14 protein-coding genes are annotated in these 18,009 nt (G+C 65.3%); 4 read left to right on the top strand and 10 right to left on the bottom strand.

Annotation, left to right across the window (positions count from 1 at the left end):
- Window positions 1-20 precede the first annotated feature (20 nt).
- The 6 genes from BSY239_RS17210 to BSY239_RS17235 all read right to left on the bottom strand — a co-directional run bounded on the left by BSY239_RS17210 (window position 21) and on the right by BSY239_RS17235 (window position 9,983).
- Complete coding sequence (locus tag BSY239_RS17210; protein WP_069047873.1) at window positions 21-6,029, bottom strand: Hpt domain-containing protein; 6,009 nt, start codon at window positions 6,027-6,029, stop codon at window positions 21-23.
- A gap of 33 nt (window positions 6,030-6,062) precedes the next feature.
- Entirely contained in the window at window positions 6,063-8,315 is a 2,253-nt protein-coding gene (locus BSY239_RS17215) for a methyl-accepting chemotaxis protein (protein ID WP_069047874.1), read from the bottom strand.
- A gap of 65 nt (window positions 8,316-8,380) precedes the next feature.
- Window positions 8,381-8,932, bottom strand: a complete 552-nt coding sequence (locus BSY239_RS17220) for a chemotaxis protein CheW (RefSeq protein WP_069047875.1) — start codon at window positions 8,930-8,932, stop codon at window positions 8,381-8,383.
- Window positions 8,933-8,960: 28 nt separating this feature from the next.
- Window positions 8,961-9,326, bottom strand: a complete 366-nt coding sequence (locus tag BSY239_RS17225; protein ID WP_069049063.1) for a response regulator — start codon at window positions 9,324-9,326, stop codon at window positions 8,961-8,963.
- Window positions 9,326-9,721, bottom strand: a complete 396-nt coding sequence (locus tag BSY239_RS17230) for a response regulator (protein ID WP_069047876.1) — start codon at window positions 9,719-9,721, stop codon at window positions 9,326-9,328. The genes BSY239_RS17225 and BSY239_RS17230 overlap by 1 nt, the downstream gene beginning before the upstream one ends.
- 88 nt (window positions 9,722-9,809) lie before the next feature.
- Entirely contained in the window at window positions 9,810-9,983 is a 174-nt protein-coding gene (locus tag BSY239_RS17235) for a rubredoxin (RefSeq protein WP_069047877.1), read from the bottom strand.
- Between the two features lie 154 nt (window positions 9,984-10,137).
- On the opposite strand from BSY239_RS17235, the gene thiD reads away from it, so the two are divergent.
- Entirely contained in the window at window positions 10,138-11,079 is a 942-nt protein-coding gene (gene thiD, locus BSY239_RS17240; RefSeq protein WP_069047878.1) for a bifunctional hydroxymethylpyrimidine kinase/phosphomethylpyrimidine kinase, read from the top strand.
- Between the two features lie 70 nt (window positions 11,080-11,149).
- Window positions 11,150-12,457, top strand: coding sequence for a glutamate-1-semialdehyde 2,1-aminomutase (gene hemL / locus BSY239_RS17245; protein WP_069047879.1), 1,308 nt, complete (start codon window positions 11,150-11,152; stop codon window positions 12,455-12,457).
- Window positions 12,458-12,524: 67 nt separating this feature from the next.
- Here the strand turns inward: hemL and purH are convergent, their stop codons facing one another.
- The 3 genes from purH to dusB are packed head-to-tail and all read right to left on the bottom strand — an operon-like array spanning window position 12,525 to window position 15,411.
- The gene (gene purH / locus BSY239_RS17250) at window positions 12,525-14,117 is read right to left on the bottom strand and encodes a bifunctional phosphoribosylaminoimidazolecarboxamide formyltransferase/IMP cyclohydrolase (protein ID WP_172823170.1); all 1,593 of its coding nucleotides are present in this window, start codon (window positions 14,115-14,117) and stop codon (window positions 12,525-12,527) included.
- Window positions 14,118-14,146: 29 nt separating this feature from the next.
- A complete protein-coding gene (locus BSY239_RS17255) occupies window positions 14,147-14,383 on the bottom strand; it encodes a helix-turn-helix domain-containing protein (RefSeq protein ID WP_069047881.1) in 237 nt (78 codons plus the stop codon).
- Entirely contained in the window at window positions 14,380-15,411 is a 1,032-nt protein-coding gene (gene dusB / locus BSY239_RS17260) for a tRNA dihydrouridine synthase DusB (RefSeq protein WP_069047882.1), read from the bottom strand. The genes BSY239_RS17255 and dusB overlap by 4 nt, the downstream gene beginning before the upstream one ends.
- A gap of 188 nt (window positions 15,412-15,599) precedes the next feature.
- Here dusB and BSY239_RS17265 point away from each other — a divergent pair, with 188 nt between their 5' ends.
- Both BSY239_RS17265 and BSY239_RS17270 read left to right on the top strand, forming a co-directional pair.
- A complete protein-coding gene (locus BSY239_RS17265) occupies window positions 15,600-16,082 on the top strand; it encodes a YqaA family protein (RefSeq protein WP_069047883.1) in 483 nt (160 codons plus the stop codon).
- Window positions 16,079-17,245 carry an MFS transporter gene (locus BSY239_RS17270; protein ID WP_069047884.1) on the top strand — a complete coding sequence of 389 codons (1,167 nt, stop codon included), beginning with the start codon at window positions 16,079-16,081 and terminating at the stop codon, window positions 17,243-17,245. The genes BSY239_RS17265 and BSY239_RS17270 overlap by 4 nt, the downstream gene beginning before the upstream one ends.
- On the opposite strand, the gene BSY239_RS17275 is transcribed toward BSY239_RS17270, so the two are convergent.
- Window positions 17,230-18,003 (bottom strand): RNA pseudouridine synthase, encoded by a 774-nt coding sequence (locus BSY239_RS17275; RefSeq protein ID WP_069047885.1) that lies wholly within the window; start codon window positions 18,001-18,003, stop codon window positions 17,230-17,232. The genes BSY239_RS17270 and BSY239_RS17275 overlap by 16 nt on opposite strands.
- Window positions 18,004-18,009 lie beyond the last annotated feature (6 nt).

An 18,009-nucleotide genomic window follows, 5' to 3' on the forward strand; every position in this document is an offset into this window, starting at 1 on the left:
GCGGGGTCAGAGCACCTGACTCAAGACTCGACCGTTGCCTTGGCGTAGTGGCCGATCAGGGCCAGCAACTCGTCTTCGGCGTAAGGCTTGCCCAGGTAGTGGTCCACGCCCAGTTCGCGCGCGTGTTCGCGGTGTTTCTCCGCGATGCGCGAGGTGATCATGATCACCGGCAGATCGGACAGGCGCGCGTCGCTGCGGATGTTGCGCACGAGGTCGAAGCCGTCCATGCGCGGCATCTCGATGTCGGACAACACCACCGTGGGCCGCTCGGCCTGCAGCTTCTCCAGCGCCTGCAGGCCATCGGCCGCCAGCGTGACCCGGTAGCCTTCGCGTTGCAGCAGGCGCTGCGTCACACGGCGCACGGTGATGGAGTCGTCGACCACCAGCACCAGCGGCACGGCGTTCGCGGCGAGGTCCATCGGCAGCGGCGCGTCGGTGGGCATGTCCTGCGCCAGCTTCTGCTGCGAGGCCACCCAGGCGCGCACCTGCTCGCCGTACACCGCCGCCAGTGCCACCGGGTTGTAGATCAGCGCCACAGCACCCGAGGCCAGCACCGACATGCCCGCCAGACCCGGCAAGCGCGAGAGCTGCGTACCGAGGTTCTTCACCACCACTTCCTGGTTGCCCAGCACTTCGTCCACGTGCATGGCCACCCGTTGCGCGGCGCTTCGGAAGATGATGACCGGCAAGGTGCGGCCTTTGGATTCGAGCGATTGCACAGACGACTGCAGCAATGCGCCGGTCCAGAAGAACGGCACGGCTTCGCCCGCCACCGTGAGCGAACCGCTGGCATAGGCCTTGGCCAGCTCATCGGCGCTGACGCGGCGCACCAGTTCCACCAGGTTGGACGGCACGCCCAGGGTCAGGGACCCGGCGCGCAGCATCACCACCTGCGTCACGGCCGTGGTCAGCGGCAACACCAGTTTGAAGTTGGTGCCCTGCCCGGCCTGCGTCGCGGTCTCGATGCGGCCACCGAGGGCCACCACGTCGTTGCGAACCACATCCATGCCGATGCCCCGGCCTGCCAGCTCGGACACTTCACGCGCCGTGCTGATGCCGGGTTCAAACACCAGCTGTGCGGCTTCGGCGTCGCTGAGGTTCGCATCGGGTGTGATCAATCCCTGGGCCGTGGCCTTTTCGCGCAGGCGGGGCAAGTCCAGCCCGCTGCCATCGTCAGCGAACACCACCGACACGTCGTTGAGTTCCTGCGCCAGCGTGATCTCGATCTGGCCTTCTGCGGGCTTGCCGGCGCTCAGGCGGTTCTCGGGCGATTCGATGCCGTGCACCACGCTGTTGCGCAACAGATGTTCAAACGCCGCCGTCATCCGGTCCAGCACACCGCGGTCCATCTCGATGTTGCCGCCGGTGATGTCCAGTCGCACCTGTTTGCCGGTTTCCTTGGACGCCTGGCGCACCACGCGGTACAGGCGCTCGGAGATGCCTTCAAATTCCACCATGCGGGTGCGCAACAGGTCGCGCTGGAGTTCGCGCGTCTGCCGGCCCTGGGCCACCAGGCTGTCTTCGGTGGATTCCACCGCACGCTGCAGGTTGCGCTGCACCGTGGCCACGTCGTTCACCGACTCGGCCATCATGCGGGTGAGTTCCTGCACACGGGTGAAGCGGTCGAACTCGAGCGGGTCGAACGACTGGTCGGCGTCGCGGGCCTGTGCCAGCCGGGACTGCATCTGCGTCTCGGCCTGCAGCTCGATGTCCCGCAGCTGGCCGCGCAAACGGTCCAGGTTGCCCGTGAGGTCTTTCAAGGAACCGCGCAGTGTCACGAGCTCGGACTCCATGCGCGCGCGGGTCGTCATCACCTCGCCGGCCTGGTTCACCAGGCGGTCCAGCAGTTCGGGGCGCACGCGCACGGCGGCACCGGCACGCGCTTGCGTGACCGTGGGCGCCACAGGCAAGACAAGCCCTTCCATGGTGCGGGTGGCCGTGGGTTGAGGCGCTGCGTCGGCAGGCACATCGGAGACCACCGACTCGGCGGGTGACACGGCTTCGAACACCACCTGTTCGGGCGCCGTCTGCACCACATCGGTCGACTCGGGGTCTTGCCTGCGCAAGACCTCAAAGCGGGCGCTGATGTCGTCAAACGCCGCCTGCAACGGCTCCAGATCCGCGCCGCGCTGCACGTCGGAACCAAGGCGTTCAGCCGTGGTTTCCATGCGGTGCACCATTTCACCCAGGCGCAAGGCGCCGGCGAGGCGGGCACTGCCTTTGAGGGTGTGCAGATTGCGCAGCACCTCCGAACGGGCGCTGCCGTTGTCGGGGCGCGCCACCCACTGGCGCAAGGCGCCTTCGAGCTGAGGCAGCAGTTCCTGGGCCTCTTCGGCAAAGATCGGGAACAGGTCAACGTCGATCGTGTCCAGCACATCGATGTCGTCGTCGATGTCCTGCACGTGGCCGTGGTCCACCCGGTGCGTGTCCGCATGGGGCGCCACAAAATCGATCGACGGTTCGGCCAGCGACGGCAGGTCAAAGGTCGTCAGCGGTGCAAATGTCGACGGCGCCGACTCGGGTGGCGCGAAGGCGGCCTCTTCATGAGCCGCTTCTTCGGACACGGGCTCCACCTGCGCCTGAACCTCGGCCAACGCTTCGCCGGCTGCCGGTTCGTCGGCCACCGGCCATGCGTCGTCCACCTCGGGTTGCGGTGCGGTCTCTTCCGGCACCGGGTCGTGAACCACGCGGTACAACGCGTCCATCAGCGCAGCATCGGGTTCCTTGAGGAAGCCGGCCGCAAACTGGTGCAGCAGGCGGCGAATGTCTTCGGAGGCATCGACGAACAGCTGGGCCTGCTCGGCCGTGGCCTGGGCACCGGCCCGTTGGTGGTGGCTCACCGAACCCAGGGCATGTTCGAGCGCGCGCGCAATGTCCGACAACGACTGGAAGCCCACCGTGGCGGAACTGCCCGCCAGCGAATGGGCCAGGGCTTCGGTCTGCTCGGGCACCGGCTCGTGGCGTTCCAGCGCCCATTCGGCCAGACCGGTGCACAAACGACGCGACCACTCGTCGGCCTCGTTGAGGTACACGTTGTACAGCTTGAGGCCGATGCGCAGCGAGCCGATCACGCGGGTCTGCTCGTCGGGCACTTCTTCAGCAACCGGATCTGCGGGTGCGGCCTCCTCCGGCTCGGCCTGCTGCAGAGCTGGCTCATCAGGCGCCGCTTCCAGGACCTCCGGCTCGGCCTGCGGCTCGGTGCCCTCTGCGGGCGAGGCGTCTTTGGAGGAGAACGCAGCCAGGCTGCCAAAGTCGATATCGGCGAACATCTGCCCGGCGTCGGGCACGCTGGCGGCAGGCTCGGGTGATGGTTCCAGGTCAAGGAATGCCGTGTCGAACGTCACGTCCTGGGTGTCGACCGCCAAGGCGGTCTGCTCGTCGGCTGCAGGTGCGATTTCCTGACCGGCATCCAGGGCGGGCAAATCCAGCTCGATCGCTTCAACCGGTTCAACAGCCTCGGCCATCTCGGCGACGGGTTCGACCAAGGGCAACGAATCTGGCAACGGGGTGGATGCAACCGGCTCGGTCAAACCATCGGGCTCTGCCAACGTCTCGCTCGGCTGGACCAAAGGCATGAACCTGCCCTGGTCACGCAGCGCATCGGCGCTGACCTTGAAGGGTTGTGCCTTCCAGGTGCTTTCGCGCCGCGCTGAGATGTCCTCCACCCAGCGTGCGAACTCGGTCATGGCCTGGCCGGTCAGCATCAACAGCGGCGGACTGGCAGGACGCTGTTCGGCCAGAACGGTGTTGAGCAACTGCTCCATGGACCAAGCGGCCTGGCCGAACTCTTCGAGCCCCACCATGCGAGAGCTGCCCTTGAGGGTGTGGAACGCACGACGCAGCGTGGTGAGGTGTTCCAGGTCGCCGGGCTGCACCTGCAGGTGGCCCACGGCATCCAGCCCGTTGCCGACCACCTCGCGGGCTTCCTCCAGAAAAATGTCCAGCAAGTCGTCTTCGTCGTTGTCTTCGCCCGACGTGTCGACCTGCTCCCGCTCGCTGGCGGGCAAGGACGCCTCGGAGAGGCCGACCAAGGCCTGGGCGCCGGCGGCTGCATCGTTGCCGACCACCGCGCCCGCGGCTTCGCGCGCCGCACGGGCAACGCCCGATTGTTCTGCCAGCGTGGCCTGCTCGGCCAGCGAATCGAGCTGCTGGCTCAGGTCCACCAGGTTCATGCCGCCCTGGACTTCACTCACGACCTGCTGCACGCCGTCACTGATGGCACGGGCTTCGTCGTGCACGGGCGGATGGCGCAGTTCGGCACCCGGTGCACGGCCCATCAGCGGCAGCAGTTCGCCTTTTTCTTCGTCAAAGACAAACAGCTTCTTGGCCAGCGTGGGCTGGTAGTTGAGCATGTCCACCAGCAGGCTCATGGCGCTGAGGTTGTTGCCCAGTTGCTGGAAGGTGCCGGCCTCGCGGGCCAGAGCCTCGTCCACTTCGGTATCGAGAATCTGCTCGACCATGGTGCGCATGCGGGTCACCGCTTGCACGGCGTGGTCCAGGCCCAGCACCGACAACACGCCGCGCATCTGCGCCAGCTGGGACACGGCCACGTGCAGGCCGGCCTTCTCCTGCGGCGTGCGGAAAAACTGATCGAGCGACTTCTCGACATCGCCCAGCGATACTTTGAGTTCCCCGACCACGCTGCCCATCGTCTGGCGATCACTCACCCGGCGGTACAGCTGCTCCATCCAGGTGTCCAGCGGCTGGGCCGGCTGGCCCGCCATCACGGCCTCCAGGCGGTCGGCCAGGGCCTGCGTGCGCTCGGTCAGTTCGGGTGCGCTGGGATCAAAATCTTCAAACGCAGCTTCCAGATACAGGGTGGTGGTGGCCACTTCCATGGCCAGCTCCGGGCTCACGCCACCCGGCTCACGCACCGCATGGTCGGCCGCCTTCACCAGCGCCTGGGCCAGTACCGTGCTGGCCGGGTGCAGTTTGAGCAGCGAATCACCGATCAGGCCAAACTGATCGGCCACCTGGCGCGCGCGGCTGGCATCACCACCGGAGTACAGGGACCAGGCTTCCTTGGCCGAATTGATGCGCTTGCGCGCCTGAGCCAACACGGCCGGGTCGTAGCGACCCAGGGTGGCCACGTGGTAGTCCACGGCAGGCGAGATGCCCAGGCCGAACGCCTTGCGCACAGCCGCCAGTTGAGGCGATTTCTGCTCGGAAACGTCGCGCGGCTGGGCGCAGAAAAAGAGCAGGTCGTGCAGCAAGGTCTCGGACACCTGCGACTTGCCTTGCGACAAGGTCACGAACTGCATCAGGATCCGCGAAAAGGCGCGCTTGACGTAAACGTCGCTGGGCAACAGGCGCTGCGCCACCGCTTCGAAGAAACCGGAGGCCACACGCCAGAAGGTGCGCGTGCGGGTGTTGTCCGCTCCTGCCGAGAGGCCGGCGCAGAGCTTGACCAGTTGTTGAGCGGCCGCCTGGCTGTCGGTCTTGACGATCAGCAGCACCAGCCGGTCAAACAGCGAACGGATCGACGCGTCACAGGCCAACGGCGTGCGGTCGGCCGGCGCACCGACCTCCACGCCATGGTGGTCAAAGGGCCACAAGTCTGCCGGGTGCACGCGCTCGGCGGCGGCCAGTTCCTGGACATCGCGGTACTGGGAAAACAAGGCCACCGGTTGCACCGGCTTGTTGTTCAAGACCGCTTCAAGGTATTCAATGAGCGCAAAGCTGGCGCGCTCGATCTTGGCCGCAGCCGCCTCGTTGCAGGTTTGAGGGCGCTGTACAAATCGCTGCACAGCGGCCTCCATGGCACGGAGCACGTGGGCCGGCGCACCCAACCCAACCATCTCCAGTGCGCCCACAGCCTGGTGCAGCTGTTGGCGTGCCTGGCGCAGCGATGACGGGTCGACCGCCTGCAAGTCGTCCAGGCGCGATTGTTCGGTTTCCCGAACAAACCGCTTGATCGCCTTGTTGGCGCCATCGAGCGATTTGCGCAGTTCTTCAAACACCCACGCCAACGGGCCGAGGTCGGCGACAGGGGGATCCATCTGCAGACTGTCGGTGGCGGTGTCGAGCATGTTGGTTTTGAAGTAAAGGTCCGACTGGGGCGATCAAGCGATCTTGAATCGCGACACCGACTGGCGAAGTTCTTCGGCCATGGCCGAGAGTTCGCGCACCTGCTGCGCCGTGGAGCGGGTGCCCTCACCGGTCTGCTCGGTCACGGCAAAGATGTGCTGGATGTTGCCCGCCACCTCGTTGGCCGAATCGGCTTCGCGGGACGCAGCGTTGGAAATCTGTTCGATCAGCTCGGCCAGTCGGCGCGACACGCGATCGATCTCGGACAGCGCGGTACCGGCGTTGTCGGACAGCTTGGCCCCTTCGACCACACCCTGCGTGGATCGCTCCATGGCGGCCACGGCATCTTGCGTGTCGGTCTGAATCGCCTTCACCAGCGCCGAGATCTGGCGCGTGGCATCGGCTGAACGTTCGGCCAGTCGCTGCACCTCTTCGGCAACCACCGAGAAGCCGCGACCCGCCTCACCTGCCGAGGCCGCCTGAATGGCTGCGTTCAACGCCAGCACGTTGGTCTGTTCGGTAATGTCGGAAATCAGCTCGGTGATCTCGCCAATCTCTTGCGACGACTCACCCAGCCGCTTGATCCGCTTGGAGGTTTCCTGGATCTGGTCGCGAATCGAGTTCATACCGCCGATGGCGTCCTGCACGGCCTGCAGACCCGATTCGGCGGCTTGCAGCGAAGCGCGGGCCACTGTGGCGGACTCTTGCGCCTGACCGGACACCTGGTTGATTCGTTGCGCCATGTCCAGCACGGACTGACCGGTCTCGCGAATCTCGCGCAGCTGCTCGGTCGAGGCAGCGAGCAGCTCGGTGGAGGTGCTTTCCACCGCCGACGTCGTTTGCGCCACGCGGGTGGCCGTGGCCTGCACGTTGCCCACCAGAGATCGCAGCTCTTCCACCGTGTAGTTCACCGAGTCGGCAATGGCGCCCGTGATGTCTTCGGTCACCGTGGCTTCTTGCGTCAGGTCACCTTCAGCAACCGTCTGCAGTTCGTTCATCAACCGCAAAATGGCCGCCTGGTTCGCGTCGTTCACGCGCTTGGCGTCTTGCTCCAGGGACTCGGCAGCCACACGCTGCGACTCGGCGGTGAGTTGACGTTGGCGGCTTTCCTGCAGTTGCACATACGCCAGACCGCCGGCGCACAGCAGCGCGAACAGCGCGGAAAACAACAGCGCGCCGAATTCGCCACCGCTCAGGCCCGAACGCGAGGTCAGGGCCGATTGAAGTTCTTGCAGACCCAGGCGAAGCGGCTCGCTGTCCGCAATGATGCTGGCCTGGGCTTCACGGGCCGACACCAGACCTTGCAGGTTGCCCAGAATCGCGCCGGCTTCAACACGGGTTTGCTCGTAAAGCTTGAGCAGGGCATTCAGACGTTCGCGCACCTGCTCGTCACGAGCTGCAGCCAGACGCAGTTCTTCACTGCCGCCCAACAAACCTTCTGAAATTTCCTTGAACGTGTTCAAGTCCTTGCCTAGCAGGAACACGGCTTCGGGGCTCACGCCTTCGAGTGTCAGGAACTCGTTGGCCGACTTGCCGATGCGCTGGGTCAGCATCACGAGCTGACCCGAAGCCGAAATCTCGGCGGCCGGCGCGTTCTGCTGCAGCTTCAAGGACGAAATGGTTTCCGCGATCTCCAGCAGGTCCGACGACTGGCGGTTGATGGTGCGCAAAGCGTTGCCCACCTGGGTCAGGATGGCTTCCTGCGCCAACACGGCGGATGCGTTGTTTTCAGCAGCGTCGATGCGCGGCAGCAGTGCATCCAGCTGGGTCGTGTACTCGGGACCCAAGGCATCGATGGACATGCTGGTGTCGCCCTGCTTGAGGCCACGCAGGCTTCGGGACAACACGTCCGAACTGTCACGCACTTCAGGAAACGCTGCCGGGCTGCCGATCAAGGCCTGCGAAACACTTTTCGCCAGACGCTGTGATTGCATGAGGGCCTGACCGCTGGCGGCCAGCTGCTGACTGACCTTTTCGGTCTGGCTCAACACGAAGAAGGTCACGGCACCCAACACCACAAGGCCGAACGCCAACAGGACCGCCAGGGTTCGCTGGTGTTGTTCTGCAGGCCGGCGCCCCAGCAGGGGAACCGAGATCAGGCCCGCTTGTTCGACTCCCTCCTCGTCTTCGGACAGGAGCAGGTTGCCCGAGAAATCGTCCACCTGTGGGTCGGGCGCGAGCCGCGCAGCGGCCAACTCGGCGGCCTCCTCGTCGGACACGGTGGGCAAGTCGCGTTCATCATCGGCTTTTTTCTTGAACAGTCCCTGGAATCGATCAAGCGTGGCCATGTAAACACCTTCCAACAGAAAACTAAGGAGAAAAGAAAGACCGTGTCGGTCGAACGCGGGGATCGTCAGGCAGCAATGGCGAGGAACTCGGGCTCACCCACCAGCACCTGCAAATCAAGCTCTTGCCAGACCGCGCCCTGGGCATCCACCAACGATCGATTGAAATAGGCCGGCGCACCATCCGGTTTGGCGCCGAAGCCGCTGAACATGGCGGCACTGCGCAGGCCCAGAAGGCGATCAATCCAGATCACGGCGTTCACACCCAGTGCAGTGTGCAGGCTGACCAGACGCGATTCCGAAGTGATGCGGTCGCCCTGGACACCGTCCAGAACGCCAGAAGATGAGGTGGCGGCGGAATCCACCAATGCCGCCAGGTCGATCACACCGTGAAGGCCGCCCCGCAGGCTGGCCACACCCACAAACCAGGGCTTGGTGTAAGGCACGCGTTGCACCGAAGACCAGGGAAAGATTTCACCCGACTGCACCAGTGGCAAGAGGTACCGGTTGCCGTGGGACTCCACCGCCAGCCACGCCGCTGTCACGGCTTCAGTTTTGGCGACACTCAGTCGCTGGGCCAAACGTTCCTGCAGATCCCTCAGTGATTGTCGTTTGGCCATGCTGGGTGGAATTCAGTTCAAGCTAGGTTCAGGCCAATGCCCGGATTTTGGACAGCAACTCTTCGCCATTCACTGGCTTGGTCACATAGTCGCGTGCACCTTGGCGCATTCCCCAAACCCGATCCGTCTCCAGATTCTTGCTGGTGCACATCACGATCGGAATGTTTGAGAACTGCGGATCGCGGGTGATGGCACGCGTCAACTGAAATCCATTTTGACCGGGCATCACAACGTCCATCAGGATCAGGTCGGGCTTTTCCTCGCCCAGGCGACGGAAGGCCTCGTCCGCGTTCTCGGCGGTCCGCACGCTGTAGCCGTTTTTACTCAGCAGATCGGACAGCACCATGAGTTCGGTTTTTGAATCATCGACAACGAGGATTTTCTGGATGGCCATCATGCAGCTCCGGCTAGGTTGGCGCCGAACTGCTGCACGGCATGCAGCAGTTGGTCTTTGGTGAAAGGTTTGGTGAGGTAGTCCTGAGATCCGACCATGCGTCCGCGGGCTTTGTCGAAGACGCCGTCTTTGGATGAAAGCATGACCACAGGGATGTTGGCGAACCGGACGTTGCGCTTGATGATGGCGCAGGTCTGGTAGCCGTCGAGGCGCGGCATCAGGATGTCGCAGAAAACGAGGTCCGGCTGGTAGTCGTTGATCTTGGCCAGTGCGTCGAATCCGTCGTCGGCCAACAGGACTTCATGCCCACCCTGCTTGAGGAAGATCTCGGCACTGCGCCGGATGGTGTTGCTGTCGTCAACGACAAGGACTTTCAAGGGGGGTGTTGTGCTCACGGTTCACAGGCTCCAGGGATGGGTCGGAAAGTGGGACGCAAGTGACTTGAAGGCCAGAGCCGCGACCGGCCTCAGCGCGAACCGGATCTCAGATTTGCACCATCTCGAAATCCTCTTTGCGGGCGCCGCATTCGGGGCAGGTCCAGTTCATTGGCACCTGCGCCCAAGGGGTTCCGGCTGGCACGCCGTGCTCGGGAGCACCTTGCGCTTCGTCGTAAATCCAGCCACAAATCAGGCACATCCAAGTCTTGGTTTCGGTCATGGTTATAGGGGGCCTTGTCATAGAATGCAAGCATTGTATCGAGCGAGGTACAGCCCGCTGGAAGCCGATTCTGGCCTCTGTCCAATGCCTTGTTTGAAGCGTCAGGATGATTCTGCGGGCATCTTCCACACGAATCCGGTCCCTCTCTCAACCCATGCCCGATACACCCGAAAAAACAACACCCGCCGCGCTCGCACAACCGGGCGAGGCTGCTTTGCCGTGCGTGATGGTCTTCAACGCCAACGACCCCAGCGGCGCCGGCGGCCTGAGCGCCGACATCACCGCCATGTCCAGTGCGTCCGTGCATGTGCTCGCGGTGGTCACCGGCGCCTACGTGCGCGACACGTCCGACATCCACGACCATTTCGCCTTTGACGAAGAGGCCGTGGCCGACCAGGCGCGCTGCGCGCTGGAAGACATGCCGGTGCAGGCCTTCAAGGTGGGCTTTGTGGGCAACCCCGAGAACCTCAGCGTGGTGGCCGAGATCACCGCCGACTACTCGGATGTGCCCGTCATTGCCTACATGCCCGACCTGTCGTGGTGGGACGAACTCGCGATCGAGACCTACCTCGATGCGAGTGCCGAACTGCTGCTGCCGCAGACCACCGTGCTCGTGGGCAACCACAGCACGCTGTGCCGCTGGCTGCTGCCCGAGTGGGAAGGTGATCGCCCGCCGAGCCCGCGCGACGTGGCCCGCGCGGCCGCCGTGCACGGTGTGCCGTACACGCTCGTCACAGGTTTCAATGCAGCCGATCAATACCTTGAAAGCCACCTTGCGTCGCCTGAAGCGGTGCTGGCCACGGCACGCTACGAACGCTTCGAGGCCACCTTCACCGGCGCGGGCGACACGCTGTCGGCGGCGCTTTGCGCGTTGATTGCGGGTGGCAGCGATCTTCAGGCGGCCTGCGCCGAAGCGCTCACCTATCTCGACCAATGTCTCGACGCGGGCTTTCAACCCGGCATGGGCCACGCCGTGCCCGACCGGCTGTTCTGGGCGCACGAAGACGATGAAGAGGGTGAAGACGGCGCGGCCGATGCGGCTTCCGACAGCACGCTCGACGCGGACGACTTTCCGCTCGACACCACCCGCCACTGACTCCCGGCATGGATTTCCCCGCGCGCAGCGCAAGCTTGCGCAAGTTCTCCCACCAACACAGCCTTGTCCCATGACCACTGTCGATCGCAACCAGCAACTGTTTGACCGCGCCAAGGTGTTGATTCCCGGCGGCGTGAACTCACCGGTGCGCGCGTTCCGCGCGGTGGGTGGCACGCCCCGTTTCGTGCAACGCGCACAGGGCGCCTACTTCTGGGACGCGAACGGCCAGCGCTACATCGACTACATCGGTTCGTGGGGCCCGATGATCCTGGGCCACGGCCACCCCGCCGTGGTGGAAGCGGTGCAAAAAGCGGTGCTCGAAGGCTTCTCGTACGGTGCCCCGACCGAGCGCGAGGTGGAGCTGGCCGAAGAGATCATCAAGCTCGTGCCCAGCATCGACATGGTGCGGCTGGTCAGCTCGGGCACCGAGGCTGGCATGAGCGCCATCCGGCTGGCGCGCGGCGCGACCGGGCGCAAGAAGATCATCAAGTTCGAAGGCTGCTACCACGGCCATGCCGATGCGCTGCTGGTGAAGGCCGGCTCGGGCCTGGCCACCTTCGGCAACCCCACCAGCGCCGGCGTGCCGCCCGAGGTGGTGCAGCACACCATCGTGCTCGAGTACAACAACGTCGAGCAGCTCGAAGCGGCCTTCGTTGAACACGGTCCTGAAGTGGCCTGCCTGATGATCGAGCCCATCGCAGGCAACATGAACTTCGTGCGCGCCAGCGTGCCCTTCATGAAGCGTTGCCGCGAACTGTGCACCCAACATGGCGCGCTGCTGGCCTTCGACGAGGTGATGACCGGTTTCCGTGTGGCGCTGGGCGGCGCCCAAAGTGTCTACGCCAAGCTCATTCCCGGCTTTGAGCCCGACATGACGGTGATGGGCAAGGTCATCGGAGGCGGCATGCCGCTCGCGGCCTTTGGCGCCAAGCGTGCTGTGATGGAACAACTCGCCCCGCTGGGCGGCGTGTACCAGGCGGGCACGCTGTCGGGCAACCCGGTGGCCACGGCCTGCGGCCTGGCCACGCTGCGCGAAATCCAGAAGCCCGGCTTCTACGAGAACCTCTCGGCCTCCACACGTTCTCTGGTCGACGGCCTGACCGCCGCCGCACACGCCGAAGGTGTGACGATGTGCGGCGACAGCCAGGGCGGCATGTTCGGCTTCTTCCTGTTCGACGAGCTGCCGCAGAACTACGCCAAGGTCATGACCACCGACGGCCCCACCTTCAACCAGCTCTTCCACGGCCTGCTGGACCGCGGCGTGTACATCGCACCCGCCCTGTACGAAGCCGGCTTCGTGAGCGCGGCGCACACCGCACAGGACATAGCAGACACCGTGGCGGCTGCGCGTGAGGTGTTCAAAGGGCTGCCACGCTGACGCGCCAACACGCCCAACGAAAAAGGCCGCTGTTTGCACAGCGGCCTTTTTCGTTGGGCAGTCACATTCAGTGCCGGAAGTGGCGGACGCCGGTGGTGACCATCACCACGCCACGCTCGTCCGCTGCGTCGATCACTTCCTGATCGCGCATCGAACCCCCGGGCTGGATCACGCAAGTCGCGCCGGCGTCCACCACCACATCCAGGCCGTCGCGGAACGGGAAGAAGGCGTCGCTCGCCACCGCCGTGCCCTGCAGCGAGAGCTTGGCGTGGCCGGCCTTGATGCTGGCGATGCGCGCCGAGTCCAGGCGGCTCATCTGGCCCGCACCCACGCCCATGGTCATGCCGTCCTTGCAGAACACGATGGCGTTGGACTTGACGAACTTGGCCACCGTCCAGGCGAACATGAGGTCGTCAAGCTGCTGTTCGGTGGGCTGCAGCTTGGTCACGACCTTGAGGTCGGCGCGGGTGAGCACGTGGTTGTCGGCCGACTGCATGAGCAGGCCCGAACCGACGCGCTTGATGTCGGTGAGGTTCAGGCCCTGGTCCCAGGCGGTCGGGCCGCCGGGCGGCAGCGCAATCTCGAGCACGCGCACATTGGCCTTGGCCTTGAACACCTCCAGCGCTTCGGGCGTGTAGCCCGGCGCCATCAGCACTTCAACAAACTGCTTGCTGATGGCCACTGCACCGGCGCCGTCGAGCACGCGGTTGAGCGCGATGATGCCGCCGAAGGCGCTGGTCGGGTCGGTCTGGAAGGCCTTGTTGTAGGCCTCAAGCGCGTCTTTGCCCACGGCCACGCCGCAGGGGTTGGCGTGCTTGACGATCACACACGCCGGCACATCAAAACTCTTCACACATTCCCAGGCCGCGTCGGCGTCGGCAATGTTGTTGTAGCTGAGCTCCTTGCCCTGCAGCTGCTTCGCGGTCACCAGCGAGCCGGGCGCGGGGTGCAGGTCGCGGTAGAAGGCGGCGGTCTGGTGCGGGTTCTCGCCGTAGCGCAGGTCCTGCAATTTCACGAAGCGGCCGTTGGCTTGAGCCGGGTACGCACTGCGCGTGGGCACGGCGGCAGCGGCGTCGAACGCGATGCCGGAGAGGTAGTCGCTGATGGCGCCGTCGTAGTTGCTGATGCGGTTGAACGCGGCGACCGACAGGGCGAAGCGCGTGGCATCGCTGACCCTGCCGCTGGCCTTGAGTTCGTCGATCACGCCGGCGTACTGCGATGCGTCGGTCAGCACCGCCACGTCCTTCCAGTTCTTGGCCGCGCTGCGCACCATGGCCGGGCCACCGATGTCGATGTTCTCGATCGCGTCATCGAGCGTGCAGCCGGGCTTGGCCACGGTGGCTTCAAACGGGTAGAGGTTGACGATCAGCAGGTCGATGGTGTCGATGCCGTGGGTCTTGAGCGCTGCCATGTGCTCGGGCAGGTCGCGTCGGGCCAGCAAGCCGCCGTGCACCTTGGGGTGCAGCGTTTTCACGCGGCCGTCGAGCATCTCGGGGAAGCTGGTGACCTCGGCCACCTCGGTCACGGGCAGGCCCTGCTCGGCCAGCAGTTTGGCGGTGCCGCCGGTGGAGATGAGGGCCACGCCAAGGCTGTGCAGGGCCTGGGCGAGTTCGACGATGCCGGTTTTGTCGGAGACGGAGATGAGTGCGCGCATGAACAGGGTCTTGGTGGTTTTTGAAAGGGGCGGTCTCAGTCGATCAGCTTGTGTTCGAGCAGCTTCTTGCGCAGCGTGTTGCGGTTCAGGCCCAACCACTGCGCGGCGCGCGACTGGTTGTGTTGCGCCTGCTCCATCACCACTTCGAGCAAGGGTTTTTCCACCGCCTTGACCAGCATGTCGTGCAGGTTGGCCGGGTCGGTGCCGTTGAGATCGTGGAAGAAATCTTCCATGCTGGCACGCACACAGTCGTGCAGTTTGTTCTTGTTCATGCGGCCAGTTTCCAGTCGTCTCTCGGGGTTGTTGTTGTGTCGCTGGACCAGGCGTCCAGGCTCTCGCTCACGCAGCGCAGTTGCTCTTCCACCGTGCTGGTGGTGTTCACACGGGCGCGGAACACGGCGGCGGCACCGGCCGGCAACGGCAGGGATTGTGCGTACCAGCCCAGGTGTTTGCGCGCGCTGCGCACACCGGTGAATTCGCCGTAGAGGTCGTAGTGGTCGTGCAGGTGGTCCAGCAGCCACACGCGCACGTCGGCCAGGTCGGGCGGGGGCAGGTGCTCGCCGGTGGCCAGGAAGTGCGCAATCTCGCGAAAGATCCAGGGCCGACCCTGTGCGGCGCGGCCGATCATGATGGCGTCGGCACCCGTGCGGCGCAGCACTTCGCGCGCCTTTTCGGGGCTGTTGATGTCGCCGTTGGCCACCACCGGAATGCGCACGCGGCTCTTGATGTGGGCCACGGTGTCGTGCTCGGCCTGGCCCTTGTAACCCTGCTCGCGCGTGCGACCATGCACGGTGAGCATCTGCACGCCGGCGGACTCGGCGGCGAGCGCGAGCGTGGGTGCGTTGCGCACACTGGCGCACCAGCCGGTGCGCATCTTGAGCGTCACGGGCACGCCATGGGGTTCACAAGCGGCCACCACGGCCTGCACGATGTCCATGGCGAGGGTTTCGTCCTGCATGAGCGCGGAGCCAGCCCATTTGTTGCAGACCTTCTTGGCCGGACAACCCATGTTGATGTCGATGATCTGCGCGCCGCGGTCGATGTTGTAGCGCGCAGCGTCGGCCATCATCTGCGCGTCGGTGCCGGCGATCTGCACCGCAATGGGCGCGGCCTCACCTTCGTGGTTGGCACGGCGTGAAGTCTTCAAGCTGTCTTGCAGATCGGGACGCGAGGTCACCATTTCGCTGACCGCGTAACCCGCGCCGAGACGCTTGCACAGCTTGCGGAACGGCCGGTCCGTCACCCCCGCCATGGGTGCGACAAACAGGGCATTGGGCAGGGTGAAGGCCCCGATGTGCATGGCGGTGGGAGAATGCGGATGGTTTGGAGAGGGCCTTCGCAGGCCCAACCAATGCGGGGTGCGAAGGAGCGCGATTCTACCTGCCTGTTTTTTCAGCAGGCGATATCCGGACTCCTGCTTTCGCATTTCACTGAACACCACCCACAACGCACCTTGCAGCGCCGACCGACGGCGTTTTTTTTCCGCCCATGCCCGCCTGGTTCACCCACTTGCTGCAACTCCTGGCCTTGCCCGAATTCGGGCTGAGCACCGTGTTCGTGGTGGCCTTCGTCTCGGCCACGTTGCTGCCTGTGGGCTCGGAGCCCGCGGTGTTCGGCCTCATCAAACTCAACCCCGAACTCTTCTGGCCCGCCATCCTGGTGGCCACGGCGGGCAACACGCTGGGTGGCGCGGTGAGCTGGGCCATGGGTCTGGGCACCCACAAGGCGGTGGACAAAGCGCGCGGACACCATGTCGATGTGCGCGCACTGAAGTGGCTGGAACGTTTCGGGCCCAAGGCTTGCCTGATGGCCTGGCTGCCGGTGGTGGGTGATCCGTTGTGCGCGGTGGCCGGCTGGTTGAAGTTTCCGTTCTGGCCCTGCCTGTTCTACATGGCCATCGGCAAGTTCGCGCGTTACCTCACCATGACGGCAGCGCTGCTCTGGTTCTTCCCCGGCATCTACACAGGATGAGCTCCAGCCCTTCGGCCCTGCCACGCGCCCTCTGGGCCCTGATGCTCGGCAACTTCGTGATCGGCACCGGCGTGATGGTGGTGCCGGGCACGCTCAACGACATCAGCCAGTCGCTGGGTGTGTCGATCCCTCAGGCGGGCCAGCTCATCACCGCCGCGGCCATCCTCATGGGCCTGGGAGCGCCGGCTTTTGCCAGCCTGGTGGCCGGCTGGGACCGGCGCCGCCTGCTCACGATCTCGCTGCTCTGGTACGGCCTGCTCACCGCCGCCTGCGCGCTCGCGCCGAGCTACGCCAGCCTGCTGCCGCTGCGGGTGCTGGCGGTCATTTCACCGGCGGTGTTCACACCGCAGGCTGCGGCCTGCGTGGGCCTGCTCGTGCCGCCTCACCAACGCGGGCGCGCCATCACCTTCGTGTTCCTCGGCTGGTCCGTGGCCTCGGTCATGGGCATGCCGCTGTCGGCCTGGATCGGCGGCACGCTGGGCTGGCGCTGGGCATTCGGATTGGTGGCGCTGATGTCGGTGGCCAGCGCGGCCTGGGTCTGGCGCGAGATGCCCAATGGCATCAAACCAGCCGCCCTGTCGCGCCAGGCCTGGGGGGCCACTGTGGGCTCGGCGCCGCTGATGCTGGCCGTGGGCGTGACGCTGCTCTCGGCCTTCGGGCAGTTCACGCTGTTCTCGTACTTCGCGCCTTACTTCTTTCAGACGCTGGGCCTGGGCGGCGGTGCACTGTCCCTGATGTTTTTGTGGTTCGGCGCCTTTGGTCTGGCGGGCAACGTGGGCATGTCGCGCTGGATCGACCGCATCGGTTCGGCGCGCGCCGTGTTCATCTCGCTGGGCCTGATCGTGCTGAGCCTGCTGCTGTGGCCGCTGGGTCAGGGGGGTGTCTGGCAACAGGCGCTGGTGCTGGTGCCGTGGGCGCTGGGTTGTTTTGCGGTGAACTCGGCGCAGCAGGCGCGGCTGGTGCACATCTCACCAGCCCTGGCACCCGCCACCGTGGCGCTCAACACCTCGGCCATGTACGGCGGTCAGGCCATGGGCGCGGCGCTGGGCGGGCTGATGATTGCGCAGGGCCGCATGCTCAGCCTCAACCAGGTGGGCCTGGTGGTGCTGGTGTTCGCCATGGCCCTGAGCGTGTGGGCCGCGCGGGCTCAGAAACGTTCGTAAGGCAAAAGGTAGCGCCACTCGCCCACGGGCAAGCCGGCGAGCGAGATGCGGCCCAGCCGCAGGCGGCGCAAGGCGGTGAGTTGCAGGCCGGCGCGCTCGCACAGGTGCGCCACCTGGCCGGGCCGGTTGCCCTTGATCGCCAGGCGCAGGCGCAACTCGCTTTGCCAGCTGGCCCGCGCCGAAGGCACAGCCCAGCCGTCGAAAAACAGCGCCTTGCCCAGGGACTTCAGCACCGCGTCGCGCCGGGCTTCGCCTTCCAGATCGGGATCGGCCGCCACTTCGGCCAGCCACTCGTGTTCCAGCTGGCCCGCGTCGTCGGTCATCTTGCGCGCCACGCTCGGGTTTTGTGTGAACACCATCAGGCCACTTGCCTTGGTGCCCAGCGGCGACACCGGCAGCAGCTTGTGCAGGTGCGCCTTGAGCGGGCGCACGCCGGAACGGTCGCCCTTGAACCGGTTGCTGCCGGTGAACCACTTGGCGGCGAGCGCATCGGGCAGCAGCGGCTCGTCGGGCAGCACCCGGTTGCCTGGCTTGTGCCAGATCAGCGTCATCGACTCCAGCGGCTCAAGTTTCGCCTTGGGGTCGAGCAGCACGGTCTGGTGGTCGTGCACGCGTTCCATCGGCTCTTCGACCACCACACCGTCCACCCGCACCCAACCGCCGGCGATGTAGTTCTCGGCGTCGCTGCGCGAACACGGCAGTTGTGCCGCCAGGCGTTTGGCCAGGCGTTGCGGTTCGGGCTGGCCAGTGTGCGTCATGCGGGG

The sequence above is a fragment of the Hydrogenophaga sp. RAC07 genome, from assembly GCF_001713375.1.
GTDB lineage: Bacteria > Pseudomonadota > Gammaproteobacteria > Burkholderiales > Burkholderiaceae_C > Hydrogenophaga.

Bases quoted from the DNA above. Each gene is read 5' to 3' on its own strand.
- BSY239_RS17275 (WP_069047885.1), bottom strand. From the start codon at position 18,003: ATGACGCACACTGGCCAGCCCGAACCGCAACGCCTGGCCAAACGCCTG.
- BSY239_RS17210 (WP_069047873.1), bottom strand. From the start codon at position 6,029: ATGCTCGACACCGCCACCGACAGTCTGCAGATGGATCCCCCTGTCGCC.
- hemL (WP_069047879.1), top strand. From the start codon at position 11,150: ATGACCACTGTCGATCGCAACCAGCAACTGTTTGACCGCGCCAAGGTG.
- BSY239_RS17220 (WP_069047875.1), bottom strand. From the start codon at position 8,932: ATGGCCAAACGACAATCACTGAGGGATCTGCAGGAACGTTTGGCCCAG.
- BSY239_RS17225 (WP_069049063.1), bottom strand. From the start codon at position 9,326: ATGGCCATCCAGAAAATCCTCGTTGTCGATGATTCAAAAACCGAACTC.
- dusB (WP_069047882.1), bottom strand. From the start codon at position 15,411: ATGCACATCGGGGCCTTCACCCTGCCCAATGCCCTGTTTGTCGCACCC.
- BSY239_RS17265 (WP_069047883.1), top strand. From the start codon at position 15,600: ATGCCCGCCTGGTTCACCCACTTGCTGCAACTCCTGGCCTTGCCCGAA.
- thiD (WP_069047878.1), top strand. From the start codon at position 10,138: ATGCCCGATACACCCGAAAAAACAACACCCGCCGCGCTCGCACAACCG.
- BSY239_RS17235 (WP_069047877.1), bottom strand. From the start codon at position 9,983: ATGACCGAAACCAAGACTTGGATGTGCCTGATTTGTGGCTGGATTTAC.
- BSY239_RS17255 (WP_069047881.1), bottom strand. From the start codon at position 14,383: ATGAACAAGAACAAACTGCACGACTGTGTGCGTGCCAGCATGGAAGAT.
- BSY239_RS17215 (WP_069047874.1), bottom strand. From the start codon at position 8,315: ATGGCCACGCTTGATCGATTCCAGGGACTGTTCAAGAAAAAAGCCGAT.
- BSY239_RS17270 (WP_069047884.1), top strand. From the start codon at position 16,079: ATGAGCTCCAGCCCTTCGGCCCTGCCACGCGCCCTCTGGGCCCTGATG.